General features: G+C 38.9%; 28 protein-coding genes and 3 pseudogenes. 5 read left to right on the top strand and 26 right to left on the bottom strand.

Annotated elements, in window-relative coordinates; all coding sequences use genetic code 11:
• Window position 1: 1 nt before the first annotated feature.
• From copZ to P5G49_RS10665, 8 genes and pseudogenes are all read right to left on the bottom strand, one after another.
• Window positions 2–205, bottom strand: a complete 204-nt coding sequence (copZ, locus tag P5G49_RS10695; protein WP_262173190.1) for a copper chaperone CopZ — start codon at window positions 203–205, stop codon at window positions 2–4.
• Between the two features lie 87 nt (window positions 206–292).
• Entirely contained in the window at window positions 293–580 is a 288-nt protein-coding gene (locus P5G49_RS10690; protein WP_251695117.1) for a metal-sensitive transcriptional regulator, read from the bottom strand.
• 89 nt (window positions 581–669) lie between these two features.
• Window positions 670–1,290, bottom strand: coding sequence for an NAD(P)/FAD-dependent oxidoreductase (locus tag P5G49_RS10685; RefSeq protein WP_301243693.1), 621 nt, complete (start codon window positions 1,288–1,290; stop codon window positions 670–672).
• Window positions 1,291–1,492: 202 nt separating this feature from the next.
• The gene (locus tag P5G49_RS10680; protein ID WP_301243692.1) at window positions 1,493–1,903 is read right to left on the bottom strand and encodes an S-layer homology domain-containing protein; all 411 of its coding nucleotides are present in this window, start codon (window positions 1,901–1,903) and stop codon (window positions 1,493–1,495) included.
• A 9-nt stretch (window positions 1,904–1,912) separates the two neighbouring features.
• Window positions 1,913–2,032, bottom strand: a pseudogene (locus tag P5G49_RS17495) (S-layer homology domain-containing protein); the annotation flags it as partial.
• Window positions 1,984–2,445: a C40 family peptidase gene (locus P5G49_RS10675; protein WP_301243691.1), complete on the bottom strand. Its 462-nt coding sequence runs from the start codon at window positions 2,443–2,445 to the stop codon at window positions 1,984–1,986. The pseudogene P5G49_RS17495 and the gene P5G49_RS10675, both read right to left, overlap by 49 nt.
• A 230-nt stretch (window positions 2,446–2,675) precedes the next feature.
• Window positions 2,676–3,257 carry a peroxiredoxin family protein gene (locus P5G49_RS10670; RefSeq protein ID WP_301243690.1) on the bottom strand — a complete coding sequence of 194 codons (582 nt, stop codon included), beginning with the start codon at window positions 3,255–3,257 and terminating at the stop codon, window positions 2,676–2,678.
• A gap of 21 nt (window positions 3,258–3,278) precedes the next feature.
• Entirely contained in the window at window positions 3,279–4,253 is a 975-nt protein-coding gene (locus tag P5G49_RS10665; RefSeq protein ID WP_301243689.1) for a plastocyanin/azurin family copper-binding protein, read from the bottom strand.
• Between the two features lie 105 nt (window positions 4,254–4,358).
• Here P5G49_RS10665 and P5G49_RS10660 point away from each other — a divergent pair, with 105 nt between their 5' ends.
• On the top strand, window positions 4,359–6,464 hold the full coding sequence (locus P5G49_RS10660) for a copper-translocating P-type ATPase (RefSeq protein WP_435877208.1): 2,106 nt from the start codon (window positions 4,359–4,361) through the stop codon (window positions 6,462–6,464).
• Window positions 6,465–6,674: 210 nt separating this feature from the next.
• Entirely contained in the window at window positions 6,675–7,583 is a 909-nt protein-coding gene (locus P5G49_RS10655) for an endonuclease I family protein (protein ID WP_363322176.1), read from the top strand.
• 367 nt (window positions 7,584–7,950) lie between these two features.
• Here P5G49_RS10655 and lgt read toward each other — a convergent pair whose 3' ends face one another.
• From lgt to P5G49_RS10615, 8 genes are read right to left on the bottom strand one after another with little or no spacing between them, the layout of a single operon-like run.
• The gene (lgt, locus tag P5G49_RS10650) at window positions 7,951–8,760 is read right to left on the bottom strand and encodes a prolipoprotein diacylglyceryl transferase (RefSeq protein ID WP_301243687.1); all 810 of its coding nucleotides are present in this window, start codon (window positions 8,758–8,760) and stop codon (window positions 7,951–7,953) included.
• Between the two features lie 36 nt (window positions 8,761–8,796).
• Window positions 8,797–9,981 carry a c-type cytochrome biogenesis protein CcsB gene (gene ccsB / locus P5G49_RS10645; RefSeq protein WP_301243686.1) on the bottom strand — a complete coding sequence of 395 codons (1,185 nt, stop codon included), beginning with the start codon at window positions 9,979–9,981 and terminating at the stop codon, window positions 8,797–8,799.
• Entirely contained in the window at window positions 9,981–11,630 is a 1,650-nt protein-coding gene (resB, locus tag P5G49_RS10640; RefSeq protein WP_301243685.1) for a cytochrome c biogenesis protein ResB, read from the bottom strand. The genes ccsB and resB overlap by 1 nt, the downstream gene beginning before the upstream one ends.
• 35 nt (window positions 11,631–11,665) lie before the next feature.
• On the bottom strand, window positions 11,666–12,376 hold the full coding sequence (locus P5G49_RS10635; RefSeq protein WP_301243684.1) for a cytochrome c biogenesis CcdA family protein: 711 nt from the start codon (window positions 12,374–12,376) through the stop codon (window positions 11,666–11,668).
• Between the two features lie 48 nt (window positions 12,377–12,424).
• Window positions 12,425–13,159: an urease accessory protein UreH domain-containing protein gene (locus P5G49_RS10630; protein ID WP_301243683.1), complete on the bottom strand. Its 735-nt coding sequence runs from the start codon at window positions 13,157–13,159 to the stop codon at window positions 12,425–12,427.
• A gap of 20 nt (window positions 13,160–13,179) precedes the next feature.
• Window positions 13,180–14,097 carry a F510_1955 family glycosylhydrolase gene (locus P5G49_RS10625; protein WP_301243682.1) on the bottom strand — a complete coding sequence of 306 codons (918 nt, stop codon included), beginning with the start codon at window positions 14,095–14,097 and terminating at the stop codon, window positions 13,180–13,182.
• Between the two features lie 14 nt (window positions 14,098–14,111).
• Window positions 14,112–14,789, bottom strand: a complete 678-nt coding sequence (locus tag P5G49_RS10620) for a response regulator transcription factor (protein ID WP_301243681.1) — start codon at window positions 14,787–14,789, stop codon at window positions 14,112–14,114.
• Window positions 14,790–14,811: 22 nt separating this feature from the next.
• A complete protein-coding gene (locus tag P5G49_RS10615; protein WP_301243680.1) occupies window positions 14,812–16,173 on the bottom strand; it encodes a sensor histidine kinase in 1,362 nt (453 codons plus the stop codon).
• Window positions 16,174–16,384: 211 nt separating this feature from the next.
• On the opposite strand from P5G49_RS10615, the gene resA reads away from it, so the two are divergent.
• Window positions 16,385–16,921 carry a thiol-disulfide oxidoreductase ResA gene (resA, locus tag P5G49_RS10610; protein ID WP_435877207.1) on the top strand — a complete coding sequence of 179 codons (537 nt, stop codon included), beginning with the start codon at window positions 16,385–16,387 and terminating at the stop codon, window positions 16,919–16,921.
• Between the two features lie 264 nt (window positions 16,922–17,185).
• Here resA and P5G49_RS10605 read toward each other — a convergent pair whose 3' ends face one another.
• From P5G49_RS10605 to P5G49_RS10560, 10 genes and pseudogenes are all read right to left on the bottom strand, one after another.
• On the bottom strand, window positions 17,186–17,464 hold the full coding sequence (locus P5G49_RS10605; RefSeq protein WP_301243678.1) for an iron-sulfur cluster biosynthesis family protein: 279 nt from the start codon (window positions 17,462–17,464) through the stop codon (window positions 17,186–17,188).
• Between the two features lie 31 nt (window positions 17,465–17,495).
• Window positions 17,496–17,924 (bottom strand): protein-tyrosine phosphatase family protein, encoded by a 429-nt coding sequence (locus P5G49_RS10600; protein ID WP_301243677.1) that lies wholly within the window; start codon window positions 17,922–17,924, stop codon window positions 17,496–17,498.
• Window positions 17,921–18,886 carry a thioredoxin-disulfide reductase gene (gene trxB / locus P5G49_RS10595; RefSeq protein WP_301243676.1) on the bottom strand — a complete coding sequence of 322 codons (966 nt, stop codon included), beginning with the start codon at window positions 18,884–18,886 and terminating at the stop codon, window positions 17,921–17,923. Before trxB ends, P5G49_RS10600 begins: the two co-directional genes overlap by 4 nt.
• 19 nt (window positions 18,887–18,905) lie before the next feature.
• Entirely contained in the window at window positions 18,906–20,678 is a 1,773-nt protein-coding gene (arsA, locus tag P5G49_RS10590; protein ID WP_301243675.1) for an arsenical pump-driving ATPase, read from the bottom strand.
• A 12-nt stretch (window positions 20,679–20,690) separates the two neighbouring features.
• Entirely contained in the window at window positions 20,691–21,050 is a 360-nt protein-coding gene (gene arsD / locus P5G49_RS10585; protein WP_301243674.1) for an arsenite efflux transporter metallochaperone ArsD, read from the bottom strand.
• An 88-nt stretch (window positions 21,051–21,138) separates the two neighbouring features.
• Window positions 21,139–21,558 (bottom strand): arsenate reductase (thioredoxin), encoded by a 420-nt coding sequence (gene arsC, locus P5G49_RS10580; RefSeq protein WP_301243673.1) that lies wholly within the window; start codon window positions 21,556–21,558, stop codon window positions 21,139–21,141.
• A 25-nt stretch (window positions 21,559–21,583) separates the two neighbouring features.
• Window positions 21,584–22,882, bottom strand: a complete 1,299-nt coding sequence (locus P5G49_RS10575; protein WP_301243672.1) for an arsenic transporter — start codon at window positions 22,880–22,882, stop codon at window positions 21,584–21,586.
• Between the two features lie 15 nt (window positions 22,883–22,897).
• A complete protein-coding gene (locus P5G49_RS10570) occupies window positions 22,898–23,245 on the bottom strand; it encodes an ArsR/SmtB family transcription factor (RefSeq protein WP_301243671.1) in 348 nt (115 codons plus the stop codon).
• 436 nt (window positions 23,246–23,681) lie between these two features.
• Window positions 23,682–23,917, bottom strand: a pseudogene (locus P5G49_RS10565) (glutamate synthase); the annotation flags it as partial.
• Window positions 23,918–24,095: 178 nt separating this feature from the next.
• Entirely contained in the window at window positions 24,096–24,254 is a 159-nt protein-coding gene (locus P5G49_RS10560) for a winged helix-turn-helix domain-containing protein (protein ID WP_363322175.1), read from the bottom strand.
• Between the two features lie 52 nt (window positions 24,255–24,306).
• Between P5G49_RS10560 and P5G49_RS10555 the strand changes: the two genes are divergently transcribed.
• The gene (locus P5G49_RS10555) at window positions 24,307–24,861 is read left to right on the top strand and encodes a TVP38/TMEM64 family protein (RefSeq protein WP_301243670.1); all 555 of its coding nucleotides are present in this window, start codon (window positions 24,307–24,309) and stop codon (window positions 24,859–24,861) included.
• An 818-nt stretch (window positions 24,862–25,679) separates the two neighbouring features.
• A pseudogene (locus P5G49_RS17565) lies at window positions 25,680–26,255 on the top strand (recombinase family protein).
• The last annotated feature ends 164 nt before the right edge of the window (window positions 26,256–26,419 follow it).

The raw sequence follows: 26,419 nt of genomic DNA, 5'->3' as shown, positions 1-26,419 counted from the left end.
ATTAGGCGATGTCATACCCTTGCTCTTCAATCGTTTCCTTAATTTGATCCAATGTTGTTTGCCCGCTGTCAAATTCTACAGAAACTTCACCACTGCTAAGATTCACCTTTACGGCAGAAACGCCTGTAAGATTCCCAACGCTTTCCTCAATAGAATTGACGCAATGATTACATGACATCCCTTGAACTTTCAATGTTTCATTCATTTTGACGACCTCCTAATCAGTTATTACTTTAAATTTACTATACCCCCGCATGGTATGTCAACTGTTAAATAAAAAAATCAGAGCTCTTTATTTCGTCATTGTTTTCATGACATCCATCAATTCCTTAATGGAATTTTCGCCGTCTTGCCCTTTAATCGCATTTGCTACACAGTGATGAGTGTGATCTTCCAGCAAAGCGAGAGAAACCTTGTTCATCGCTGATTGAATGGCACTGATTTGGTGTAAAATATCCACACAGTAACGGTCGTTTTCAACCATTTGATGAACCCCCCTCACTTGCCCTTCAATGCGTTTTAAACGGTTTAGAAGCTGCTGCTTATTTGGTTGAACAGTAGATTTGTTTGTTTCCTGCATTCTTCTCCCCTCCCCGACTAGTAATCATACCCCTTATCCCTATTATAACTCTTTACTTCTTTCAATTCCAATGCAAATTAACGACGGTTTCATTTGATATGCTCAAATAAAGCTTCGTTTCCAACCCGTTTTACAAACTTGTGAAATTGTTCCCGCTTTTTTCCCTGTCTGCCGTATAAATCAATTAATTGTTCAACAACTGAATACAATTCTTCCGGAGAAAGCTTATCCTTGAATAATTGACCGACTGAAGCATCGTTTCCTTTTGATTTTCCACCGATATACAGACTATAAGTATCCCTTGTCTTCATAACACCAATATCATTCATGAGCGGCTCTCCACAACCAACTGGACAACCTGTATATGCAGGTCTTAACGTGACAGGAACTGGAGTTCCTGCTATTCTATTGTTCAATTCAATCGCAACAGGCATTCCTTCTTCTTCAGACCCTTTGCAAAAGTTACATGTCCGTAAACTTTTAACATAATTCCCGACTGGATAACAATGAAGTCCAGCTTCATTAAACTCTGCAATGATTTCTTCTTTTTTCTCTTCAGGTATCTCAACGTATAATTGCTGAAAAGTAGTTAACTCGAGTTCCTCATCATCTCCTAAATGTTTGGCCAATACCATTAGCTGTTTTGCAGTGAGCTTAGCACCATAATTGATACCGCCATTTACAGCGATTTTTATTTTATTTTCCTTCATGATTTACTCCTTTGAGTTTTGTATTTGCACTTATACAAATGTTACATGCAATATCATTATTACTGAAAATCCTAATATAAAGCAAATCAAAGTAAAATATCAGTTCCAGGAATTTTGAAAACTTTTAACCTATCACATTTGAGAATCCTAGCCGAAATGCTATTAAAAAAGGCACCCATCTTTTCAACACGATGGGTGCCTTTTATAAATAGTAACTTCCCGAAATTGCACTATATACGGCAGCTGAGAATTCTGCGCGTGTCGCTTCTTTAGCGATGCTAAAGTTTTTAGATTGAAACACTGTTGTCTGATCCAATGTCTTCAGTGCATGAATTGATTCGGACGCCCAGTGACTAGATGGTACATCATTATAATTGGACGCGACTTTCACATTACCATCTATTTTTTCTTGAAGATCAAACGATCTATCCACGATTGCGGCAAGATGCGCACGTGTAAGTTTGTCGTTAATACCAAAATCACCTGTTGCATAACCTTGAAGGATTCCTGCTTCATTCAAAGCCGCGATGTCGGCTGCATATTGGTGATTAGGCGCAACATTCGTAAATGTTACTTCGGTGGATGCCTTTAATTTGAGTTCACGATTTATCATTGCTGCTGTTTGACCTCGTGTAATTGACTTTTCAGGTTTAAATGTGGAATCTTCATAGCCATTTATGACGCCGATTTCGTTTAGTGAATATTCGCTACACGTTTGGCACCGGCATACTTCGGAGCCCAATAAGGATCTGTTTTTAAATTGGCCTTAAGAACACCACGGCTCTTGGCTGAGATAAATTCGTTATTCCCTAAGTAGATTCCCGTGTGTGAAATTCCTTTTTTATACGTATTTGCAAAAAACACAAGATCCCCAGGCATCAGATCTTCTTTACTAATCGAAGTTCCTACTCTAAACTGGTCTGCCGATGTTCTTGGTAAACTGATGTTTAACTCATTAAAGACGTACCGTATATATCCCGAACAGTCAAAGCCCTTGGGAGTTGTACCTCCAAATTTATACGGCGTACCATGAAACTTTTCGGCATAGGATGCTATATCATTTGAATTTGCAGCACTGGCTTTATTTAGAATCGTAAATTGTATCGTGCTCATAAGAAACACAGCCATTACTAATTGATAAACACGTATTTTCATTTTCCACCCCAACTGTATTATTTTCTATCTATTTGTTCTGTTCTATTTATAGGTTAACTTTAGCACAAAGAATATGAAATCCGCTTTACAATAACATGACATTCACATTACTAATCTTAGGATTTTTTAAGGATAAAAAATGCAGAAATACATGGGCACGTCAAAAAACGCTTAGAAAAAATTCATCTAAGCGTTTTCGTTATATAGATTATCACATTTATTGAAGGCTTCTACTTAAGATTCTCAACAAGTTCATTTATCATTTTGTCATCCATAGGTCCAAGTATCTTTTGACTGATTACTCCATCCGTGTCAATTACATACGTGGTCGGAATCGTTATGATATTATACAAATCCATCACTATTCCATCATTATCCAGTAGGATAGGAAAAGTTAGTCCGTACTCCTTGACAAACTTCTCAATACTTTTCTGCCCTCCTCTCTCTTCGGAGGTCATATTAACTGCAATGATTTCCACATTTGTAGCATCCTTGTTATTCTTATAATAATTTTGCATATGGGGCATTTCCACCTTGCATGGGCCACACCATGACGCCCAGAAATTAAGAATAACTATTTTCCCTTTATAATCAGTTAGCTTCACTTTTTCACCCGAAAGCGTAGGAAGTTCAAAATTCGGTGGTACTTTTCCTTTTTCAAGTCCTGATTCATTATCTATTACCGATGTTACATACGCGGCTTGAATTGTTTCAATCGACTCAGTTAGTTCTGTATTTGACTTAACCATTTTAATAATAATCCCACTGATAATTAGTACTGCTATTAAAATGCCTACGGTCCATTTAATCACATTCACCCCTTCTGTTAAGTGCTAGCTTACAATGAATTGACCAATCATTCCAAATTCCTTATGCCCGGGAATAGTACAATAAAATTCATAAATTCCTGATTCAGTAGGTGTAAATGTAAGAGTTTCAGTACTTTTTGGTGAGGCATGGAGATGTATCACATTGCTTCCTGTTTGATGATTATGATGTGATTCATTACTATTTGGAAGGGATGAAACTTTAATTTCAATATCATGATCTATATTATCTAGATTTTTGAGTGTCAAGGTGACCTCTCTGTCTTTCTCAACTATAATTTTATTAGTTGAGTACTTCATATCAATGGCATCTATAGTAATAATTTGTCCTTCTTTATTAAGTTTCTCGGTTGAATTAGATGTTGCTGAATGATGACTGTTAGATGATGACGATTCCCCTAAAATTCTATTTTTCTCTGCTATGGAATTGCCACCAATTAAGTAAAAAGCAATAAATGTTGAGATCACCAAAGGTTTTAATAACCACTTTTTTTTGTGCACCTTTGCATTTCGAGGAGTTTTCACAATAGCTATAATAAAAATAGTGCTGATTGATAAAAACAAAAAAATCTGGACCAAACTAATCGACTGGTCTGCACGAATCATCTCTCCAACCATTGCCCCCATCATACCGCCCATTAATCCAGCCATAACTCCCTCTAATACCGATAGAACTCCAAAGCACAGTCCACACAATGAGCCTGCAAAAACACCAATGGCCATTGAGAGGATTGTTGAAAGGAATAGCTCCCCTTGATAAGTTACACCTAGTAGAACACCAGCAGTCAAGCCCACGTTCATACCATAGAACATTGAGATGATCATGCCTTGCATAGTCCCTAATACTTTTTTTAATCTTACAGCCAAGATAACAACTATGAAAGTTAATAAACCCAGTGAACCTAGTACAAATAACTGGTAATCCCCCATTAATCCCCCACCTTTTTGACAAATATTAATCAAACCATAATCATATTGCAAACGCTATATACCTTACAAGGGTATGTCGAATCCATGAACTAAATGATGGATTTTTGGGAGAAATTCAAGTTGAATGACAAATAGTGCATAAACTTTGCATATTTAATGGGTATAATTGACACATACCTAAAATTGGATAAGAGAGGAGGTAATGGTGTGTCGAACCACTCACATCATCACCACGAATCGGAAAAACATTCTGCACCTGGGCAACAACATGATCAGCATTCCAAACATTCCCACGAACAACATCACGGACATCACAATCATCATGCACATATGGTCGAAGATTTTAAAAGGCGTTTTTATATTTCGCTAATTGTTACTATTCCTATTTTAATTTTGTCACCAATGATTCAAATGTTTTTGAATGTTGACTGGCGTTTTACTGGGGATTTGTATATTCTTTTTGCATTATCTACCTTTGTATTCTTTTATGGAGGTTGGCCATTTCTTGTTGGAGCTAAGGATGAGATAAAAAGTAGAACCCCCGGAATGATGACGTTGATTACATTGGCGATTACTGTGGCCTACGTATATAGTACAGCAGCAGTTTTCGGCTTTGCAGAAAATGATTTCTTCTGGGAATTGGCTACTTTAGTCGACATTATGCTTCTTGGTCATTGGATTGAAATGCGTTCAGTCATGGGTGCATCAAAGGCTTTGGAAGAGTTGGCAAAGCTGATGCCTTCGGAGGCACATCTAATCGATGCTGATGGAAACATTCAAGAAGTTGATGTAACGCAGTTGAAAAAAGGGGATCATGTACTCGTCAAGCCTGGTGAAAAAGTGCCGGTTGATGGAATGATACTTGAAGGGAAATCGACAATTGATGAATCGATGCTTACTGGTGAATCAGTTCCTGTGGAAAAAGAAGCCGGCCTAGAGGCAATTGGAGGATCTATAAATGGCGAAGGATCCTTAGTCATCTCTGTCATGAAAACCGGTAGTGAAACGTACCTTTCACAAGTAATTACCTTGGTAAGAGAAGCGCAAGAATCCAAATCACGAGCCCAAGACCTTGCCAACCGTGCTGCAAAGTGGTTGTTTTACGGTGCACTGGCAGCAGGCTTGATCACGTTCATTATTTGGATTTCCCTTGGTTATCCCGTTTCATTCGCCATGGAAAGAATGGTGACAGTGCTAATCATTGCTTGTCCACATGCTTTAGGATTGGCAGCTCCATTGGTTGTGGCAGTTTCAACATCGATCGCAGCTAAAAATGGACTCCTCATCCGAAATCGGGCTGCTTTTGAAGGCGCCCGAAATATTGAAGCAGTCGTCTTCGATAAAACCGGTACACTTACGAAAGGTGAGTTCGGTGTAACCAACATCTATACATTTGGGGACTTTAGTGAAGTTAATGTTATTTCATATGCAGCCGCAGTTGAAGCGCAATCACAACACCCTCTTGCGAAAGGTGTAATCAGGAAAGCAGAAGAGATGGGCATCCCTCTTCAACGAGTCGAAAGTTTCCAATCTTTAACCGGAAAAGGGCTAGAAGGTATAGTAGAGGGAAAACAAGTTATGGTCGTCAGTCCTGGTTATGTGAAAGAGCTGAACCTCAAATTTGATAAAATTCAATTCAATCAATGGTCTTTGGAAGGAAAAACGGTAGTATTCACATTGATTGACAAAAAACTTGCAGGGATGATCGCCCTTGCGGATATCGTCCGTGAGACAGCCATAGATGCGATCAATATACTAAAAGAAATGAACGTCAAATCCATCATGCTTACAGGCGATAATGAAAAAGTGGCACATTATGTTGGCCAGCAACTCGGGATGGAAGAAATTTTTGCTGAAGTCCTTCCACACGAGAAATCCGAAAAGATTGAGCATATCCAACAAGTTGAACGACTTCGGACTGCGATGACTGGAGACGGCGTAAACGATGCCCCTGCTCTTGCTAAAGCGGATCTAGGCATTGCTGTAGGTGCAGGTACTGATGTAGCCATCGAAACTGCCGATGTTGTCCTTGTAAAAAGCAATCCGCTTGATGTTGTCAATATTATTAAACTTTCAAGGGCTACCTACCGAAAGATGACACAAAACTTGTGGTGGGCTGCTGGCTATAATATCGCTGCAATCCCTTTAGCAGCAGGAGTATTATATCCTATCGGCATTGTTCTAACTCCAGCCCTTGGAGCAATATTAATGTCTTTAAGTACTATAATTGTAGCCATCAATGCAAGAACTCTGAAATTATGAAGACTAAGAGTGGTTCATGTAATTCGATCAAATCCTAACCTAATTAAATAGGGTAAACAAACCTAAGGTAAATACTAATATCCACTTCTAAACGTGGTATTAGTATTTACTTTTCTAGTATATCTCAATCAGGGAACAAGTAAAAAGTAGTGTGCAGGTGTACACCTTATTTCGATTTTTAGAAAGGTGGGAACTATGGAGAATATCAACTTGATTAAAAAAGAGTTGAAAGAATTAGAGTGTATGGAGGAATGTGATTCAGATGTCCTTGTAGCCCAATTAACAAAGAATCAACAAAGTATTCAATCAAAACATGAGCTATATTATAATCAGGCACAGGATCAATCATGGATCGAGCATTATTACTGCCAGATTTCTTTTAGTGAATCGAAACCCGAAAAATTATTCAAGAGCCTCCACTCTCTTGTAACCGAGACTCACAAATATAAGCATCCTTATCACGTAAGTAAAGATCAATACCTATACACCTGGGTGGATCTTCAACCAGATGGTCAACTAAGAAACATCTATTCCGGTGTACAAAAAGATCCTAGAATAGTCATCGAAGAAGATTTCAATACGGTTCAGAAACGGTTTGAACAGTATCGAAAACTTATTAATAAGCAAAGATATTCCCGCAAAAAAATCAGAAGGCAAGTCAGAAAAGTTTCAAGTCAACATAAGTTTAATGCTGAACACGTTGTTCCCCAATCTTGGTTTAGAGCCAAAGAACCTATGAAAGGTGATTTACATCACCTCTTTGCTTGTGAACCAAAGTGCAATAGTATAAGATCAAACTTTCCGTATTATGAATTCGATTCAAAAGAAACCCCAGTAAAACTTCATAATCACTGCGGCTTGTATGATATCAACCGTTTCGAACCTGAGTATGGAAAAGGGCCGGTTGCCCGTGCAACTCTATATTTTTTGTTGCGATACCCAACAAAGATCTTAATACATTTTAAAAAGACCATTAATCTCCCATTATTGGTACAATGGCATGAGCAATTTCCTGTAAACGACTACGAGAAACATAGAAATAAAGCTATTTTTGAAATTCAGGGCAACCGAAACCCGTTTATCGATTTTCCCGACTTGACAAAAAAACTAAAATTCTAAAAAAATTGGTTGTACAATAAATGACGTTGGTGAAAGAAATCCCCATCCCTTTAAAAGGAGATGAGGAGGATCTTCACTAACGTCATTTTTTATAATTATATTGGATAAATTAATCCTGCTACCCGCTGAAAGCGTCCTTCTGGAACGGAAAACAACGGGATATATGGAGGACTATATGAAAAAGGACTATCCTAAAAAACCAGCTTTACTGACTTCTTGGATAGCCCTACAATAACTAAATTATGGTTGGCTACTATTCTTCGCCAACGTCATTTGACAAAGAACCAACAAATTCCTGCGTGTAGTCCATACACACCGGAATTTTTATTCAATCAATATTATGTGATCTTACTGCCCACAGCCACTTTTACTTATCTTGATAATTCACATCAATCTTTTGCCAATAACGTCTAACGCCAAATATGATCAGTGCAACTACTATCGCAATAACCGACACAATTTGTGCCGCCCGAAGTTCACCGATAATATATAAGCTATCCGTCCGCATTCCTTCTATAAAGAAACGGCCGGCAGAATACCAAACGACGTAAAATAAGAACATTTCGCCACGTATCAAGTTCACTTTACGCAATAGGATAATGATGATTAAACCAATAAAGTTCCACGATGATTCGTAAAGGAATGTCGGATAATAAATTACGCCGTCAATTGTCATTTGATTGATGATCCAATCCGGTATAATTGTCGTTTCGAGGAAATTTTCCGAAACGGGGCCACCGTGTGCTTCTTGATTAATGAAATTCCCCCATCTTCCTATCACTTGGCCAATCAAAAGACCCGGCGCAGCAATATCTACCACTTTCCAGAAAGATACACCTCTAAATCTTGTGAAAACGTACGTAGTAATTAATGCACCGATTAAGGCGCCATGGATGGCAATGCCTCCTTCCCAAATGCGAATGATATTCAAAGGGTTGTCTTTATAATGTTCCCAAGAAAAAGTAACGTAATAAATCCTTGCACTGATGATTGAAATTGGAACTGCCCAAATTAGCAGGTCAGTCAGAAAATCAGGATTCATCCCTCGCCTTATCATCTCCTTTTGGACGATCATAAATGCGAGGATAATTCCTAGTGTGATTAGAATACCATACCATCGAACTTCGATAGGCCCTATAGAAAATGCCACGGGATTTATTGTCAGTAGACTAACCATATATCAGCCTCCTCCTTCGAATTTGATTTATCAAACTCATGCGTATGAATGCAAGCCCGCGATAATCAAGTTAACTACAATTAAGTTGAAAATGATGATGATGAAACCTACGACTGCAAGCCAAGCTGATTTCTCACCTTCCCATCCTCGGGAGAGCCTGAGATGCAAAAAGGCTGCATAGAATAACCATGTAATGAGCGCCCATACTTCTTTCGGATCCCATCCCCAAAATCGGGACCATGCTTCATGTGCCCATATCATTGCAAAAACGAGAGCCCCGAGGGTAAATACCGGGAATCCGATCAGTACGGACCTGTAACCAATTTCATCCATAATCTCAGAATTCGCCTTTTTCGCGAAGGGCTGGAACAATGCAGCAATCGGTCGCCGCAAAATAAGTCTTAGCAGTATATAAAGGACTATGCCTGTTGCAACTGACCAAACAAAAGTCGTAAGCGTCTTCGCATTAACGATTGGAGGCATTTCAGCAAGCGGCGTCATCTTGTCGGGAGTAAGTGATTCATACTCATTCATCCCAAATAACGGTGGATAATTATATACGATTTGAACTGTTTGTTCACTTTTATTAATATAGGTGAACTTGGCTTCATACCCCATAATTGCAAACGTGGAAGATGATAAAATAAATCCGACAACAAGTATAAGAGTGAACATCACTGATTCCAACCAAAAACGTTGCTTGGATTTTTTCGTCAAGTCAATGTTTTTCAATAGAAATACGAGACCTGCAACCGCACTAATCGCGAGAATAGCCTCACCAATTGCTGCAGTAATAACATGAATCGTCAACCAATAGGTTTGTAACGCTGGGATTAATGGTGATAGCTCCCTAGGGAACATACTTGCATATCCGATCATCACAACAGCTAGTGGCAATGCAAACAACCCTAGGGAAGGTGTTCTGTAAATGAAAAATAGTAAGATGAATGCGCCAACAAGCATCATAGCAAACGCGGTTATAAATTCAAACATATTACTAACCGGTGCATGAGCAGAAGCGATCCATCGTGTTATAAAATAACCTAGATGCGTAATGAATCCAATTACCGTAATACCAATTGCGATTTTTCCCCATCGATTATTTTCATATGACTCTTGTGTTTTCGCACCTTTTACCGCTCCGCCGAAGATCAGCGTTGCAACAAGATATGCAACAAATGAGAAGAACAGTAAATTCCCACTCAATGATGCCAATTGCATTATGACTTGTCCCCTTTCTTACCTTCCTTATCAAACTCAGTGTCATGCCTATCTTCATATTGTGGCAAGTCAGCGTAGAGTTTAACTTTATCAAGCTCTTTTTTTAATCCAAACCAGTTTTTATTCGTATGACCTGCAAGGACAAGTTCATTTCCTTCACCTTTTTGTATCCATATTCTCCGATGGTTCCAGTAGGATCCTTGTGCAACTCCAATCATGAAAATAATACCCCCTAGGAGCAATATATAAAGCGTTCTGTCCTTTCGAACTACAAGTCCCGTAATGTCTCGTGTTTCTGCGCTGACAAAATTAACTTTATAATCGTTCACTTTTGTCTCCAGTGTCTGTCTGATAGCGACAAAACTCATTTCACCTTTCGGCTTGGATGGGGTTACCATTTTAAATATGAATGCTGGATTGTTTGGGATCGGTGATTTTGTAACAGGTTCTCCATCTTCAATTCCACCATAATCCGGGTAGAATTCTTTCAGTTCGACAATGGCGCCTTCGTTTAATTGATACAAACGCTCTGGATTGAGAAGATCAACTGTAAATTCGCCAAATGATTTATCTGTTTCCTTTTCAGTCAATTGGAATGTCATTGATTTTAATTCGTCAAGTCGGAAGTCCATTTGGTATACATTGAATCCATCAAAGTTTAGTGGCTTATTGACGACGATTGAAAAATCTTTTACAAATTCCATCTGATCTGATTGACCTGGAAGACCGCCCTCTGCATCTTTGTATAAGGTGACATCTGATTGGTAATTTTTCACGATTGTCCCAACTCGATCTATTGCCTGTCCAAATGTAGAGTCTTCTTCCTTTGAATAAGTCTCTATAATGAAATCATTGTTCTTTAAATAATAGCCGGGAGCACCTGGGAGGGCACGCGTTTCTCCTTCACGGAGCCAGACCTGTTCATCGACATAGAAGCCAGGAAGACTCCGTAATAGAACAGCAAATAGGAAGATGATCAATCCCGTATGGTTGACATAGGGACCCCATCTGGAAAACCGGCCTTTCTCCGCCAGAAGCGCTCCTTCTTCTGTCTTAACATTGTAACGAAGTTCTTTAAGCCTCTCCTCTGCTTTTGCTAGTGAATTATTTGACTCAGCCACTGTCCCTTCAGCATAGATCCTTTGCTTCTTCAAAAAGGATCTATGCCGTTTCGTGCGTTGCTTTTTCAATGACTTGTAAAGCGGAAAAAACCTATCAACACTCGCGATGATGATGGAAGTACCAAGCATCCCAATAAGTATTATGAACCACCAGCTGTTGTACATATCGTAAAATCCAAGCTTATAATACAAGGTTCCGGCAAAACCATAATGCTTTTCGTAATATGCAAAGATGTCAGAATCAGTTGTTGCTGGAACAAACAGCTTCTGAGGAAAAATTGTGCCTATCGCCGATGTCGCAAGGACGGCAATAATGATACTAATTCCAACCTTAACACTAGAAAAGAAATTCCATATTTTATCAACAAAAGACCGTTTATATGTTTGTGATCTTCTTGCCGATCCTTCATATCGCATGTCGACAAGTTTACTTTTCTTTGCTTCTTCCGTCTGAGGTCGTCCACATTTCTCACATAGAACTGTGCCAAACGGGTTTTCATGACCACATTGGCATTTTATTTTACTCATTTATCAATTACTCCTTAAAATAATTTAATTGGATGTTAAAACCCCATGAAATCTCCAAAAAATGGACTCAGCCATGCGATAATGAACGTCAATCCGTCAAAGAACAGTAGGATCCCAAGTGCAATCATGATATAACCACCGACTTTTGTAATTGTCCGGCTATATTTTTGGATCCATTTTACCCGGGTAATGAAAATCGAAAGTAGGAAAAATGGAATCGCGAATCCAAGAACATAGGCAAGCATATACCAGATGCCAGAACCCGGATTTTGGGAAGCTAGCATGAAGACAGCCCCTGTTATCGGACCGGTACACGGTGTCCATCCCGCTGCAAACGCAAGTCCAATAAGAAACGTGCCAAAATAACCAGCAGGTCGGTTTTTAAATTGGAGTTTTTTCTCCTTCATTAGGAATGCTGGTGTAAAAAGACCAATAATCATTAAACCAAAAATAATAATGAAAATGGAACCAATTTGTCGAAGGAGATCTTGATATTGAATAAAGAAAGTCCCTACGAAAGAGGAGCTAAATCCAAGAAATATGAAGATGATTGAAAAGCCTAATAGAAACAATAATGTGTGTACGATTCCGCTTTTCCGTATCTTCTTACTATCGGATTTCAATTCATCGAGTGACATGCCCGTAATATAAGAAAGGAACGCTGGGTAGAGCGGTAATGTGCAGGGTGATATGAAGTTAAGAAGCCCTGCACCAAATGCTAGAAATAAATTTAAATCAGTCAACATAAATGACACTCCTTAAATTGAACAAACAGCAAGTAGCTAAAGCAATAGTTAAATTCCCCAAAAAGTGATCGTATCAAATACTCCGATCAGCACAAGCAGCAATCCCGCTAGCTGTTGAATGAGACGACCGATCTTCACGCTCTTTTTCATGATGCGACGGTCTGTCTCAAAAAGCCATATGATCAGGAAAAGAAGAATGAGAGGGAACGATGTTGCAATTCCAAAAACAGCGGGAAGTACAAGACCATAAGAGGTTGACGAAACCACTGGCATGAGCCAAACGAAAAACAGAATAAACATTGTCGGGCAAAATGCAAGTGAAAAACTTGCACCAAGAAGGAAAGAGCCAACCTTCCCTTCTCGCATTCGTACCGGAATATGTATAGTCATGCGCTGAAAGATTCTCAGTTTCAATACACCCAATAGGACAAGCCCAGTAACAACAATGAGAGGACCAATAGCTTTTCGGAAAATCGGAAAGTATTCGGTCATCTTTGATTCGAATGTTTGACCGAACATCCATGCCAAAAGACCAAATGTACTGAAAACGACAACCTTTCCTGCAATAAAAGCAAAAATCTCGAGCCAATCTGTATTAAATTGAATCGTCCGATTGCCGTATAAAGTGATGGCGCTCATATTCCCTGTCAATTGACATGGTGCAACAGCGCCAACCACCCCTAATAGTAATGCAAACATGAGTGGGAAATCTGCGTACGAATTAATAAGACCCGTAACAGGCTCAGTAATTATTGAACTGATTTTCGACAAAAATCCATACATTGGAAATCACCAACCCTACTTTAATTTAGTAACTCTCCATTTTTAGCAAGGGTTTCCCAATTTACTCCTTCGTCTGTTGTCCTATAAATATCATTAGTAAAAGTGGCAATTACAATCTCCCGTTGATCATCTGGATTAACCGCAATATATACGATAGGAGCAATTTCGTTTGGAAGCGGAAGTTCCACTTCTTTTTTTTCATCTAATACAAACGAGCTGAGCTTCACAATGTCATTCTCGTAGCTGGCATACAATCCTCCTGTTTCAGTTAACGTCACAAATGTAACCATTCCCGCCTCATTAAGAGGGGCAAAGTTTTCACCATAGTCCTGGGAGAGAAACAATCCATCTTTGCTCCCGATTGTAATTATTTCTTCGCGGGAAGGATGTGCTGCTAAATTCGAGATGAACTCGGAATCGAAACCATTCATCGACGCTTCCTTCCATGATCCTCCCTCATCGAGTGAATAATGTAGACCCGCTGGCATATCTTTTGTCGGCATTTCATTCAATGCATAGATGGCATTTGAATCATATCCGACTCCCATATAGTGAAAATCGATTTCACCGTAAAATGCCAATTTTTCAAAGCTCGCACCACGATCTGTACTTTTCACAAGTCCAAGTGGATTTTCAAGTTTTGAATTTGGTTCCGGATGTCCGCTTGAAAAGAAACCTTCACGTACTGCTTGGAAACCCATATAATCGTGCTTTTCACTATTCGCTTCTTTCCAACCATCTTCACCATAAGCATAGAGCCCTTCATGTGTTGAAATGACCACTTCAGGACCTCCATTTATATAGCCTAGACCATGTAGATGATCAATTTTACTGTTTTCCAATTCCTCAAACGCGAAAGTATCATCCTTAGTCGCATTACATGCAGACAAAAGCGTGATGATTCCCGCAATGCCAATATATTTTGCTGTTTTTTTCATCATTTCTATCTCCTTTAGTTCCACTTATATCCGATTCCCCACACTGTTAATAAGAAGTCATTGATAGGGAATCCCGCAGCTTTTAATTTCTCCCTTAAATTACGGATATGCGAGTCCACTGTCCGGATATCTGTGAATGTGTTATAGTCCCAAGCGGTACGTAAAAGCTGTTCCCTCGTAAATGTCCTTTTTGGATGAGTGATTAACGCCTCAATTATATAAAATTCCTTTAAGGTGAGTTGCACTTCCAAGTTATTATAATGTAATGAATAAGAATCCCGATTCAACGTGAAATCCCCATACACAGTATTGCTTCTATCGTCAGTTTCGCTTGCAGTGCGTCGTAATAATGCATTCACTCTTGCAACAAGTTCTCGCTCATCAAACGGCTTCGTGATATAATCATCAGCCCCGAATTCAAGGCCTTTTACAATGTCTGCTTTGTCTGTCCTCGCTGTTAGCATAATCACAGGAATGGTAGATAGTTCCCGTATTTTCTTGCACACTTCCCAACCATCCATATCAGGCATCATTACATCTAATAAAACGATATCGACCTTTTCTACCTTAACTTTCTCCAGTCCCTTTTTCCCGGCGTCTGCTTTAATACAGTTGAACCCATATGGCTCTAAAAACAACCCAAGTAAATCGAGCATTCTATGTTCGTCGTCTATAAGTAAAATTGTCTGCATCCAATTTCAACTCCTTACCGGTTTAAATCTTAATTGTAAATCTACTCCCTTTTCCGAACTCACTTTTCACTTCTATCGTTCCCCCATGTGCTTCCACCAATTCCTTGACAATAGCAAGTCCAAGGCCGGATCCGCCAAATGTTCTGGAACGGGATTTTTCAACTCTAAAAAGCTTTTCAAAAATCAAATCAATTTGTTCTTCTGGTATTCCAATTCCTTCATCAACGACTGAAATGACTGTATGACTTTGTTCTTTTGAAATTTCCAAGGTTACTGTTGTATTTTCTTTTGAATACTTTAGTGCATTATCCAGCAGATTCAGTACAATCTGTTCAAGCCGCACTGGATCTGCATGAATTGAAAAATCATCCTTGCAAATCAAATTCAGATCTACATTCTTTAGAGCAAATGAAGGTTCGACAAGTCGGAAAATATCTTTTACAAACTTTTTGGATGAAAAATTCTCCTTAGAAACAACGAACGTCATTTCATCCATTTTTGCTAGTTCCATCAAGTTTTTCACTAGATCTTTCATACGATTAGACTCTTCCGCAATAATCATCAGATAGTGATTTCTTTCGGCTTCGGTCAAATCATCTCTCATAGCCACTTTCAAATAGCCAATCAAATAGGTTAACGGAGTGCTTAACTCATGTGAGATGGAAGCAAGAAACTCATTTCGGTCCTTTTTCATTCTTTCCAAATCATTGGCCAGTTTCCGAATCGCAATCGATAGTTCGCCAAGCTCGTCATTACCTCCTGCTGGTAGGCTTACATCGAATTTCCCTTCGCTCAATTTCTCCGTAGCTTCTTTCATACGAATTAATGGGCGAGTAAGAAATTTGGACAATATCGAATAGATGACAAAAAGGATGACGATAATTGCTCCTCCTGCCAAACCAAAGTGGAAATTTAATTTTCGTACTAACCTTTCAAGTGGTTCGCTACTTTGAAACATTAAAACATATCCCGAATTATTCCCATCAATCATGTATGGATGGGCACTTATTATATAAGGAGAATCTTTCCAATCCGGCATGATTACTCGGTCATTTTGAATAGTGGAATTGTGTAGAAAAGACAAGGAGGACATAATATTTTCTAATTTCTCATCCGAACTCCGGATGACTTCACCGTTCTTTCCAGTAATGATAACTCCACTATCCCCTTCCGCTTCCATTAAAACGATATGAGTGATTGTCTCAGCTGAATAATGGTCTTGCAGAACGTTCCGGTGGTTCGAACCACTTGTTATTATTCGGGTATATTCTTCATCCACTCTTGTATGAACGATATTTTGGTGCAAATACATCATTAGTACCGTTTCCAAAACGAGGAAAGAAATGATAAAGTAAGCGGCCAGCTTTTTCGAAATTTTATTCATCCCGGTTAGTTCTCCTTTCCTCATGCAATCAGTATAGAAAACAATTGTGAAAAAGATATGCAGATGGAGGCGTAAGTGCTTAGTTCATGTGAATTAATGACTTCTTTGTGTCTGCACACTTTCTTCAAAGTTCTTTAGTATAGTAGTGGTTATAAAGACATCTCAGCAAATGAACTGTGTTTTAATGAATTTGAAAAGGGGTCATTTCACATTGAATAACAAAAAAAGGAATCGTTTTATTTTTAGAGTAATTACACTATCACTTCTGGCAGCAGCCATTGTATTTACAATATACTCCGGTTTTGCAAAAGAGAAATACAATGTTTTAAAAGTCGGCGATTATGCCCCAGACTTTGCACTTGTTGATTTGGATGGAATTGAACATAAGTTATCGGAGTATAAAGGACAAGGGGTCTTTTTAAATTTCTGGGGAACTTGGTGTGCTCCATGTAAAAAGGAAATGCCTGCAATGGGAAGACAATACGAGGTGTATAAAGACCAAGGAGTACAAATTTTAGCCGTCAATATCGCTGAATCCGATTTTAAAGTTCGTACATTTGCTGAACAATATGGCATGACATTCCCTACTTTAATCGATAAGACGAAAAGTGTGATGCAAACATATAATGTTAAACCGTTGCCAACTACTATGCTTATCAATCCGGAAGGTAAGATTGTAAGAATTATTACAGGAGAAATGTCGGAAAGTGATATTGAAGGATATATGGAAGAGATCAAGCCGGGTTGACTAAGTAGTCAAATAGCAAAGACTGGCACTCCTGAATTTACTTGAACTTTAATCTATACCAGTAAAGCTCTGTTTGCACCTCTTACCTATATTTTGAAAAGGAAGAATTTGATTCCTGATCAACAGTTGGAATATATGTTCGTTTTGCAAAAATAATAAACACTTAGCATGAGTTACCAAAAGTGGACTCTTTGCTAAGTGTTTATTAGTCTTTTTATTCCGCTATAGTACTCTAAACAAGATTGCTGAATGAGCTCTTTTATATTAACAGTTATTCGGTGCACCAATCATTACTAGACCCGCTTGGCTACCTTCAGTTTCAAAATCCAATGTTACATCGCTCAGAAGCCCAGAAGCTATCGGGGAAATGGCAACTTGGATGTCATTGATAAAAGATATAGTATCCGATTCCTCAGGTTGATCTAGAGATAAACCAATTTGCGCTCCACAGCAACCCTCGATGGCGTAAATACGTAGTCCTTTGGCTTGCTGTTCTTCCAAAACTGATTGAATATACTGCTTGGCTTCGTTTGTAATGTTCATTATTCTCTCTCCTTCTTTTTTCATCCAAGAACTATGCATCGGGGAATATTCTTATTAAAGAGTCTTTCATTGCTTCTTTCACATTGATCTTAGGACGGATTGTTTTCGCTTTTTCCTCTGCTTCTGCAATTGTGTTTGCTTTGCCAAGGGCTAAAAGTGTTCCAATTGCAACAGTACCTGTTCGATTACTTCCCCCACCGCAATGAACGAAGACTTTCTTTCCTTCATTGTAAGAATTGACGACCAAATTGATGGCTTTATTCACAGATTCATCTTGCTGATCGGCATCATCTACAATCGGACTATGAATCCGATTGCTTTCTGATGAAGTATCCGCGGATTCTGCACGTAAATCTACGACTACATCAATTCTTTCATCCTTCATAATATCCATTACATCATCTGCTCCGCCAATAAAAATACCGTCTTCAATTAATTCCTGATAATTTTTAGTTGTCATCCTTCATTCACCTCATTCAGTGTTTGGGACCAGTCGGTAATTGCATGATTCTCCAAGTATCTTTCTGCATCAAGGGCTGCCATACATCCTGTACCCGCAGCTGTAATTGCTTGCCGGTATTTATTATCTTGAACGTCACCACATGCGAAGACACCTGGTATGTTAGTTTCTGTCGTTCCAGGCTTTACTTGAATATAACCAACCTCATCTGTTTCAATTTGTCCGTTTAAGAAAGCCGTATTTGGTGTATGTCCGATTGCGACAAAAATCCCGTCTGCTTCGATGATCTCTTCTTCGCCGGTCTCATTATTTTTCACTTTCAGTCCAGTAACTTTAATACCGTTTCCAATTACTTCGAGAGGAGTCTTATTTAACCCCCAAGCTATCTTCGAATTTTGTTTAGCCCGATCTTGCATAATTTTTGAAGCGCGTAATTCGTCACGACGATGAACAATTATTACTTCAGAAGCAAATTTAGTGAGGAAATTCGCTTCTTCCATTGCCGAGTCTCCTCCTCCAACAATAATAACTTTTTTACCTCTGTAGAAAAAGCCATCGCAAGTTGCACAAGTACTCAGGCCCGAACCAATGTTTTCTTGTTCACCTGGGATTTGAAGGAGTTTGGCTGATGCACCTGTTGAAAGAATTAGTGACTCAGTTACAATTTCCCCTAAACCATTTACATTGAGCTTGAAAGATTTTTGGGATAGATCTACATCTGTTACCCATCCTCTTTTAAATTCAGCTCCAAAGCGCTCTGCTTGTTTCCTCATGTTATCCATAAGGTCCGGTCCCATAATTCCATCTATAAAACCTGGGAAGTTTTCTACTTCTGTTGTTAGTGTTAATTGCCCTCCTGGTTGGTTGCCTTCGATAACTATAGGATTCATATTGGCTCTTGCTAAATAAATTGCCGCTGTTAAACCTGCAGGCCCAGTACCTAGGATTACTACTTTGTGCATGCTCTGTACCTCCGAATTGTTATAGGATGAATTCTTTCAATTTGTTATAGCCGATTTTTTCTTCATGCAACCATGGGATTACCGCACACTGCGGCGCTAATTCTTCATTCACTACTTTGATCCATCGTTTTTCAGAAACCGCACGCCCTTTTAAAATAGGATCTGTAGTATCCGTTGCGTACAAACTTTGATTAATGACCCACCACTTCGGATCAATCTGAGCACGCTTGAGGTCTTCCTGCAATCTTGAAGCCTCTAATACCGGTGTTGCCTCGGCCAATGTCACAATGACCACGCCGGTTTCTTCCGGATTTTGCAAACGTGGAAGAAGCTTCTTCACACTTTCTGGTACATCGCCAGTCGATCGGCTCATTTCTTTGTGATACGCTTCCGTGGAATCAAGCAACAACAATGTGTGGCCGGTAGGTGCCGTATCAATCACAACAATTTCATTTTCCGATTTATCAACGACTTCCGCAAATGCTCTAAACAAAGCAATTTCTTCTGTACATGGCGATTCGAGGTCTTCTTTCAAATACGCGAGCCCTTCTTCATCCAGCCCTTCCCCTGCTGTCGAAAGCACTTCCTGCTTATATTTCTCTACTTCAATTTCTGGATCAATGCTGCTAATTGTCAGATTATCTCTAAGAACGCTTCCTTCAAACGTGTAAGCAATATGTGCTGCAGGGTCTGTCGTAGTCAAATGAACACGGTGACCTTTCTCAGACAGACCGACCGCAATCGCTGATGCAATCGATGTTTTTCCAACCCCACCTTTACCCATCGTGAAAATCACACGGATGTTTTTCGAAGAAAAATCATCGATTACTTTGTTTAGGCCTGGAAGTTGAATCGGTTCAGCGTTGAGGTTATCGTCTTCAAATACAGTAATCGTGTAAGAGCCAAATAAGTGCCGGAGGTTGTCAACACCGGTTAGTGAATACGCAACATATGGAAGGGAGAAGGTAACAACCTGTTTTAACGCATCGGGCGTTTCTTTCAATGCAAGCCGTTGTCGATTATAAAACGCTGTTGACACCCCATCTTCGGGACGGTGAGTCTGAAGTAGACCATTTATGATGAGTATCTGATTTTGAATGCCGATATCTTTCAGCTCTGAAGAAGCCCGATTTGCTTCCACTAAAGATGATACATCCGGACGCGACACCAAAATTAGAGTCGTTTTTTCTATATTAGATAGAGACTCGACAGCTTTCGCATACAACTCTTTTTTCTCACCAAGACCTGACAGCGGACCTAAACAGGAAGCACCGTGTGTACTTTCTTCCAAAAACCCGGTCCACGCAGTTGGTAATTGTAGAAGACGCAATGTGTGCCCAGTCGGCGCAGTGTCAAACAATACGTGATCATATTGATTTAACACATCTTCATCGGATAACAGGTGAGAAAATTCATCAAATGCAGCAATTTCAACTGTGCAAGCACCCGATAACTGTTCTTCCATCGTTGCAAGGACCGCATCTGGCAGTTTACCTCGGTAAAGACCGACAACTTGTTCACGATATCTTCTCGCAGACGCTTCGGGATCAATATTGCAAGCGAATAAATTACTTACACTTGGAATAGCAACTGGTTCATTCGATAATTCCACATCTAGAACATCTTGTAAATTTGAAGCAGGATCAGTACTTACTAAAAGCACTTTTTTTCCTTGATCCGCAAGGAAAACCGCTGTCGCACAGGCCGTTGATGTCTTACCAACGCCACCTTTTCCGGTGAAAAATAAAAATGGAGTTAGTGCGATTTGGTTAGGATTAAACATTGGATACATTGGTGTCACTCCTCATTTATCAAGCTTAAGTGAAACACGTACACGTGGTTTTTCCTGGAGTTCAGCAGCCTTTACATCAAGCCACTCCGCTAACTCTTCGTTTGTTGGATAGGCACCCACTTTTACAACTTCATTATTTACGAGTATCAGAGGAAGAGCATCAGGTCCTTTTTCAAGGAGCACCTGGTTTACTACTTCATTTTCTACAAATGCACCCGGATCATTGGCTAGATTATAACGTGTAATATCAAATTTCTTTTGTTCAAGTGAATAAACAGCCGATGCGACACGTGTTAATTCCGGATCCACACCTGGTCCACAGACACCAGTTGAACAACACATTGCAGGATCAAATATTTCTACCTTTTTCAATATCTACAACTCCTTTATCACTGTATAATAATATCCTTATATGTTTATTGTAAGGATAGCCGTGATGTGAATCCACGGCTATTTTTATTTATTCACCAGTTTTAGCAAAGCGTTCAATCCTAGCACCAATTTCATCGCGTACACGCTGGAAAAACGCCCATTTATCTTCATCCGTTCCCTCCGCTTTAGCAGGGTCATCAAATCCCCAATGCTCACGTTTTACATGTGGAGGCGTCATCGGACACTTATCAGCAGCATCACCGCAAAGTGTAACGACGAAATCAGCGTTATTTAATATTTCCGGATCAATGATATCCGAAGTTTGATTTGAAATATCGACGCCAGCCTCATTCATTGCTTTAATAGCATTCGGATTGACTCCGTGCGCTTCAATTCCTGCACTAAGAACTTGCCATTCTTCACCAAGATACTTTTTACCCCATCCTTCAGCCATTTGGCTACGGCATGAGTTACCTGTACATAAGAAATAAAGTGTTTTTTTCGACATAATGAAAATCCCCTTTTTTAATGTTTTAGTGTATGATCGATAACCATAGATACAGGCCAATTAGTGTAATTAAAAGTGTAGGAACTGTTAAGATAATACCGGTTTTAAAATAAGTACCCCATGATATTTTCACACCTTTTTGTGATAAGACATACAGCCATAATAAAGTGGCCAATGAACCGATTGGTGTAATTTTTGGACCTAAATCTGAACCGATGACATTTGCATAAATCAAAGCTTCACGAATCGTCCCTGTAGTATTCGTATCCGCAATGGCTAGCGCATTGATCATTACAGTTGGCATATTATTCATGATTGAAGATAATATCGCAGCAATAAAGCCCATTGAAATCGTACCTATAAACAAGCCTTGATCTGCAGCTAATTGAATAAGATCACCAAGCACACTTGTCAGACCAACATTTCGCAGTCCATAAACGACCACGTACATCCCAACTGAGAAGAATACGATGGACCATGGTGCTCCTTTTAGCACTTGTTTTGTGTGAACAGCGGGGCTTTTTTGTCCCATCATCATAAAGAATATAGCCATGACTCCAGCAACTATTGATACAGGAAGCCCCGTAATTCCACTCGTGAAATACCCGATAAGCAAAATACCTAATACGACCCAAGAAAGCCGAAACATCTTTCCATCCTTCACAGCATCCTTTGGTTCTTTTAAATCTGATAGTTTATAGTCTTTCGGGATATCCTTACGGAAGAATAAAAACAGCACTAAAATACTCGCAACTAAAGCAAATAAATTGGGAACGATCATCCGGGATGCATACTCGACAAATCCGATCCCGAAAAAGTCTGCCGAAACAATATTTACTAAGTTACTTACGACCAATGGCAACGAAGTCGTATCCGCAATAAAACCACTGGCAATGATGAATGGAAAAATCATCTTTTCACTGAATTTCAAATTCCGTACCATCGCAAGCACGATTGGAGTTAAAATAAGTGCTGCCCCATCGTTTGCAAACAAGGCAGCAACAATCGCGCCAAGAATACTGACATAAACAAACATGCGAATACCGCTACCTTTGGCTAATCTCGCCATATGTAACGCAGACCACTCGAAGAAACCGATTTCGTCCAAGATTAATGAGATGATAATGATGGCGACGAAAGCAAGTGTAGCATTCCAAACAATTCCCGTTACATCAATAACATCATTAAAATCAACTACTCCTACTAACAAAGCAATGATCGCACCAATACAGGCAGACCATCCGATCGATAAATTTCTAGGCTGCCAAATAACAAAAATAAGTGTTATGATAAAAATCAACGATGCGATAATAACTGAACCCAACGTACTTTCTCCTCCTTATTGACAACAAACACGAAGTCCTTGCGCTTCCAACTCAGCGATTGATTCATTCTGCTCCGGAAGATGCTCAAGTATGGTTTGAATAAACGGATAATCTTCATGACTTTCATTTATCGAAAAGAAAACCCATTGTCCTCTGCGTTCTTCTTTAACTAATTCAATATCCCTTAGTTTCCGCAAGTGTTGGCTGATTGCCGGCTGACTCATTTTAAAAATCTCGACAAATTCACATACACAGCATTCATGTGACTGAAGTAATTTCATCATCGTCAAACGAGTTTGATCTCCAAGCAATTTCAAAAGCTGTGATGCTCGCTGCATATCAATCGTTACTTCTGTATTCATATGCGATCTCCACCTTTCCGCAATCATTATATAATCATATGCTTATATAAGCAAGTAAATGTTTCGTGATTTGAAAACTTAAATAAGATGCTTAGTTCTAAACAATTCCACATTGTTTAAACCAGGCACCTTATTTTATTAATGTCAATTTATTATCTGCTTGTAAGGTCATGCATTTGATATGTTCCTATTGCTTCAAATCGTATCGTTATTACAGCATCAGTCTCCGCTCAAAGAATTTACTGCATGTAAGTAACTTGAATAACTTATTGGTCTAAATGAAGAGAAGTTTCCTTCAAAAAATGTTTCCAACATGAAATCCTTTGCATCTTCCAAAGAACAGCTTCTTGCATTCATGACTAAGGTTAAATATGCACGAAAGTATTCTTCCCATAAATTCCCTCGACTATTTACGACCATCTATGGTTCCCCACTTTTAACAGCTGCCGATTGTACTGTTACAGCAAGACTCAACCTTTTTTGTCGATGCTAAGTTTATACTGCACAGCCCAGTCTCGGGCAAGTCTAGTTCGACATCATTCTTCGCAGATTCGAAATCACCCGTCAAATAGGCCACAACTGAGCGCACTTGTTCATACCCTGTCGCAGAATTCCTTCACCATGCGGTCTAACAGTACCGCAACTGTGAACGTTCGGATCAATCAGTGGAGCGTGGAATAGCCAAGACGAGGATTGCTTCTAATTTCCCTTTCATTGTTTTATCTTTTATAAGATTTTCCGATGACATTATCTACCATCCCTTAGTAGCTAAAGATTCTATAATCAACCGTTCTATACTCATTCAACATAATAAATAATGCATAATCTCTCTCAAATTCACACTATCTTTTTATCTCCACTTATAACCGATACCCCATACTGTAAACAAAAATTGATCTATAGGAGTACCAGCTGTCCTCAAATTCCGTATATGTGAATCTACTGTTCGAATGTCAGTCTCAGCATTATACACGCAAGCTACCATAAGAAGTTGTTCCCGTGTATACATTGGCCGTATTAAATCAGATATACTATAACTAAAACTAATTAAAGGAACTATTATGGATCAATTATTTTTAGACATTGTACAAAATGAAAGACCTTTCGCATGGCTTTATCAATTTTTTTTGATGGTACTCGTTTCAATGATTCCCTTTGCGCCAATTCCGGTACTAGCTGCATACATTGCAAGTAAACATGCGTTTTTTCCTGGTTTTGCAATTAACATGCTCGGGACAACGCTGGGGTCCTTCCTTTTATTTCTCTTAAGTAAAAGCTTACTGCGCCAAGTCGCACTAAAATATTTAACAAAGAGGCAGTATTTAACGAAATACCTTGCTTTAATTGAAAAAAACGGATTTTTAGCTGTACTGCTCGGTCGCATCATTCCTGTTTTACCTTCTGCGGGCATTAATTTAATTGCAGGTATATCTAATGTAAATCTTGGTGCCTTTATCGCTGCAACATTTTTAGGCAAGCTACCAATCATACTCGCCTTTTCACTTGCAGGTCATCAAATAGCAGCAGGCAATTGGGATACTGTATTTATCGTTGCTCTCTATGGACTCGCACTATTTTTAACAGGAAAAAAACTGATGCGAAAGTGGAGCCAATAAACCTAGTCAACAAAAAATAATGGACTATTCCCTCTTTAAACAAATCGTTTAATGAAAGTTTTTCCTATCACCCTACTTAGGAGACACCTGTGACTACAACACAGCTTATCATTATTGCTTTATTTATCTGTATGATTCATTCCATTGAAACACTTGCTTATGCTGTATGATTATCTGGCGCAAGGGTTAGACTACTCGCTTCAGCCTTTGCTTCATTTTATGAAGCTTGTGATGGTTCACGGCTAGCGAATATGATGCATAGCCCATTACCGGGAGTCTCATTAATTTGGCACCAAAAGAAGATGCACTTACGTATGTGAAGGTCAATTTCGCTTCAAAATAGATGATTAAATTTAGATAACGCAAACAGCCACTTTCTCATCGAGTTGGTGGCTGTTTATTTACTGTAAGAATTGTTCAGTTTGTCAGCTTGCTAATTGTTGGGGGTTCAGCATTATTAACAATTCAAGAGTACTTATGTGCTCATGCTCCCCCGCCTCTTTATTAGGATGCTTTTGCTTCGAGAGTATATGTATTCAAATTTATTTCCCACCTTCAAACACACCCTTTCCTTTTATTCTTATTTTTAATTTACACCCTTTTTAAAATTCATACCATCTCATGAAATCCTTTCAACGCTAACCCTATTGATTCCACTGGAATAAATCATCGACATAAAAATAAAGTTCGTAATGGTACACATTTACGAACACTGTGATTGACATGAAATACATTTCAAAAATAGTTCGTAAAACTACAATACTACTTTACGAACATCACTCGTTTATTTGCGACTTCCCGAACGGAATTGTACACTTATATTACTAAATTCACGAAAATTTGGTTATGTCCGCGTTAGCTCAAAAGATCTAAATGAAAATCGTCAAATTAAAAATCGGATTTGATGGATCGAGATATTTTCGTAGATAAACATCAGGCAAAAACTTTAATCGTGAAAATTATCAATTGATGAAGAGAATGATGAGGAAAGGTGATACTCTCTATATTCCTCTCTTGATAGATTCGGTGGAATAAGGAATACATTTTACATGAATGGAGAGAGCTTACTAAGGAAATCAAAGAGCTATATCGTAGTGTTAGATATGCACCTGTTAGATACGACAAGCATAAAGTCAGTATTGGAACATTTATTTCTGATCTCACTCTTCATGTTCTCTATTGGATTGCGGAAGATGAACGTGAACGCATTCGCAAGAGGAAACGCGAAGGAATTGATTCAGCCCTTGACGGTCTTCAATCGATGAAATCATTCAGGTTTTTAAGAAATGGCAAGCTGGGGAAATTACAGTCGTTAAAGTGATAGGGAAGCAGATATGAAGAAAACGTCAATTTTTAAATTGGTGAAAGTGTATGAAGCGATGGTGAGAATTTAAAGCATCACACATGAAAAGTAAAAGTATAGGGACATTCAAGAGGAGTTCAACTCCCTTTAATATCCCTAATCTTCATAACCATTGCTATAACCCAATTTATAAAGTTTTATAGCTACAGTGGGTTGTTTGACTACGTTTGATAAAAAATGTGTTGCGGGAGCAAG

Source organism: Sporosarcina highlanderae (genome assembly GCF_030433715.1).
GTDB lineage: Bacteria > Bacillota > Bacilli > Bacillales_A > Planococcaceae > Sporosarcina > Sporosarcina highlanderae.
Note: the sequence above shows the minus strand (reverse complement) of the source record. Positions and strands in the feature narration are given on the sequence as shown.

Coding starts and splice junctions, on each gene's coding strand:
- copZ (WP_262173190.1), bottom strand. CDS start 205: ATGAATGAAACATTGAAAGTTCAAGGGATGTCATGTAATCATTGCGTC.
- P5G49_RS10690 (WP_251695117.1), bottom strand. CDS start 580: ATGCAGGAAACAAACAAATCTACTGTTCAACCAAATAAGCAGCAGCTT.
- P5G49_RS10685 (WP_301243693.1), bottom strand. CDS start 1,290: ATGAAGGAAAATAAAATAAAAATCGCTGTAAATGGCGGTATCAATTAT.
- P5G49_RS10680 (WP_301243692.1), bottom strand. CDS start 1,903: ATGATAAATCGTGAACTCAAATTAAAGGCATCCACCGAAGTAACATTT.
- P5G49_RS10675 (WP_301243691.1), bottom strand. CDS start 2,445: ATGAAAATACGTGTTTATCAATTAGTAATGGCTGTGTTTCTTATGAGC.
- P5G49_RS10660 (WP_435877208.1), top strand. CDS start 4,359: ATGGGTATAATTGACACATACCTAAAATTGGATAAGAGAGGAGGTAAT.
- lgt (WP_301243687.1), bottom strand. CDS start 8,760: ATGGTTAGTCTACTGACAATAAATCCCGTGGCATTTTCTATAGGGCCT.
- ccsB (WP_301243686.1), bottom strand. CDS start 9,981: ATGCAATTGGCATCATTGAGTGGGAATTTACTGTTCTTCTCATTTGTT.
- resB (WP_301243685.1), bottom strand. CDS start 11,630: ATGAGTAAAATAAAATGCCAATGTGGTCATGAAAACCCGTTTGGCACA.
- P5G49_RS10635 (WP_301243684.1), bottom strand. CDS start 12,376: ATGTTGACTGATTTAAATTTATTTCTAGCATTTGGTGCAGGGCTTCTT.
- P5G49_RS10630 (WP_301243683.1), bottom strand. CDS start 13,159: ATGTATGGATTTTTGTCGAAAATCAGTTCAATAATTACTGAGCCTGTT.
- P5G49_RS10625 (WP_301243682.1), bottom strand. CDS start 14,097: ATGAAAAAAACAGCAAAATATATTGGCATTGCGGGAATCATCACGCTT.
- P5G49_RS10620 (WP_301243681.1), bottom strand. CDS start 14,789: ATGCAGACAATTTTACTTATAGACGACGAACATAGAATGCTCGATTTA.
- P5G49_RS10615 (WP_301243680.1), bottom strand. CDS start 16,173: ATGAATAAAATTTCGAAAAAGCTGGCCGCTTACTTTATCATTTCTTTC.
- P5G49_RS10605 (WP_301243678.1), bottom strand. CDS start 17,464: ATGAACATTACAAACGAAGCCAAGCAGTATATTCAATCAGTTTTGGAA.
- P5G49_RS10600 (WP_301243677.1), bottom strand. CDS start 17,924: ATGACAACTAAAAATTATCAGGAATTAATTGAAGACGGTATTTTTATT.
- trxB (WP_301243676.1), bottom strand. CDS start 18,886: ATGCACAAAGTAGTAATCCTAGGTACTGGGCCTGCAGGTTTAACAGCG.
- arsA (WP_301243675.1), bottom strand. CDS start 20,678: ATGTATCCAATGTTTAATCCTAACCAAATCGCACTAACTCCATTTTTA.
- arsC (WP_301243673.1), bottom strand. CDS start 21,558: ATGTCGAAAAAAACACTTTATTTCTTATGTACAGGTAACTCATGCCGT.
- P5G49_RS10570 (WP_301243671.1), bottom strand. CDS start 23,245: ATGAATACAGAAGTAACGATTGATATGCAGCGAGCATCACAGCTTTTG.
- P5G49_RS10560 (WP_363322175.1), bottom strand. CDS start 24,254: ATGTATACACGGGAACAACTTCTTATGGTAGCTTGCGTGTATAATGCT.
- P5G49_RS10555 (WP_301243670.1), top strand. CDS start 24,307: ATGGATCAATTATTTTTAGACATTGTACAAAATGAAAGACCTTTCGCA.